Annotated in this window: 1 protein-coding gene; it reads left to right on the plus strand. The window is 76.4% G+C overall.

From position 1 onward, the window contains the following. Window positions 1–166: 166 nt before the first annotated feature. Window positions 167–2,034: ABC transporter ATP-binding protein (locus DZF91_RS24545; protein WP_147341351.1), on the plus strand; the 1,868-nt coding region annotated here is incomplete at its 3' end.

A 2,034-nucleotide genomic window follows, 5' to 3' on the forward strand; every position in this document is an offset into this window, starting at 1 on the left:
CGGCCGGTCGGCGCCGGACGCCGATGGCGGCCGGGTCTCCGGCGGCGCCCCCGCGGCCGGTCGCGGTTCCACGGCCGACGGCACGGCGGCGGCGGAGAAGACGCCCGCGGCGGACGAGCTGGGAGCGGGCGGCGCCTCCTCCACCGGGCAGATCCTGCGGGAGGGGATGCGGGTCCTCGGGGTGGCCATCCGGGCGGAGCCCCGGGTGTTCGCCATCTCGGTGCTGGCCAGCGCCCTGTACGGGGCGATGACGGTCGGGACGGCGCAGGCTCTCGGATGGGCCACGCAGCACACCGTCCTCCCGGCGTTCGAGAGCGGGCACACGACGGCGGGGGCGCTGACCGCCGCCGCCCTGGTGATCCTCGGCGTGGCCCTCCTGAAGGCGCTCGGCGTCGGGGGGCGGCGGTTCTTCGCCGGCCTCATGCAGTACCGGATGCAGGCGCGGTACCGGCGCGCGGTCACGCGGCAGTACCTGAGGCTGCCGCTCGCCTGGCACCAGAAGCACCCGACCGGGCAGCTGCTGTCGAACGCCAACGCCGACGTGGAGGCGGCGTGGGCGCCGCTCGCGCCGCTGCCGATGGCGGTCGGCGTGGTGTTCATGCTGCTGGTCGCGGCCGTGTCGATCCTTCTCACCGATCCCGTGGTGGCGCTCGTCGGGTTCCTGGTCTTCCCGGCGATCGCGCTCCTGAACGTCGTCTACCAGCGCAGGCTGGCGCCGGTCGCGACCCGCGCGCAGCAGCTGCGGGCCGAGGTCAGCGAGGTCGCGCACGAGAGCTTCGAGGGCGGGCTGGTCGTCAAGACGCTCGGCCGCGAGCAGGCCGAGACCGAGCGGTTCGCGGCCCGCGCCGAGGCGCTGCGGGACGCCAACATCGCGGTCGGACGCGTCCGGGGCATGTTCGACCCGGTGCTGGAGGCGCTGCCGAACCTGGGCGTGCTGGCCGTCCTGCTGATCGGGTCGGTGCGGCTGGAGTCGGGCGCGATGACGGCGGGCGACCTGGTGCACGTGGCGTACCTGTTCACGCTGCTGGCGTTCCCGATCCGGTCGCTGGGCTGGGTGCTGGCGGAGGTGCCGCGCAGCGTGGTCGGCTGGGACCGGGTCCGGGCCGTCCTGGACGCGGGCGGGTCCATGCCGTACGGGGACGCCGAGCTGAAGGCGGGCGCGCCCGCCGCGCTGCGGGTCGAGGCCGTCCGGTTCGGGTACGAGCCGGCGGAGGGCGCGCCCGCCGCCGACGTGCTGCGGGACGTGTCGTTCGAGGCGGCCCCCGGCCGGACGGTCGCGGTGGTCGGGCCGACGGGGTCGGGCAAGTCCACGCTGACGTCGCTGCTGGTGCGGCTGGTGGACCCGGCGGACGGGTCGGTCCTGCTGGACGGCCTGGACGCGCGGGACGTGCGGGCGGGCGGCGTCGCCGCGACCGCCGCGCTCGTCCCGCAGCAGACGTTCATGTTCGACGACACCGTCCGGGGCAACATCACGCTCGGCCTGGACGTCCCGGACGAGCGGGTGTGGGCCGCGCTGCGGCTGGCGCAGGCGGAGGGGTTCGTGGCGGCGCTGCCGGACGGCCTGGACACCAGGATCGGCGAGCGCGGCGCGACGCTGTCCGGCGGGCAGCGGCAGCGGCTGGCGCTCGCGCGGGCGGTCGTCCGCAGGCCGCGGCTGCTGGTGCTGGACGACGCGACCTCGGCGGTGGACCCGCAGGTCGAGCAGCGGATCCTCGCGGGGCTGCGGGAGTCGGAGGAGAACGGGGCGGCGACGGTCGTCGTGGTCGCGTACCGGAAGGCGACGATCGCGCTGGCCGACGAGGTCGTGTTCGTGGAGCACGGCCGGGTGGCAGCCCGGGGCACGCACACCGAGCTGCTGGAACGCTCCGAGGGTTACCGGAACCTGGTGAACGCCTACGAGCGGGCCGAGGCCGAGAAGGAGGCCCTCGACGCGGAGGCGGCGGCGGACCTCGACGGCGCACAGGCGGGGCCGGACGGCGCACAGGCGGGGCCGGACGGCGCACAGGCGGGGCCGGACGGCGCACAGGCGGGGCC

Origin of the sequence: Actinomadura logoneensis (genome assembly GCF_003428695.1) — a bacterium.
GTDB classification, from domain to species: domain Bacteria; phylum Actinomycetota; class Actinomycetes; order Streptosporangiales; family Streptosporangiaceae; genus Spirillospora; species Spirillospora logoneensis.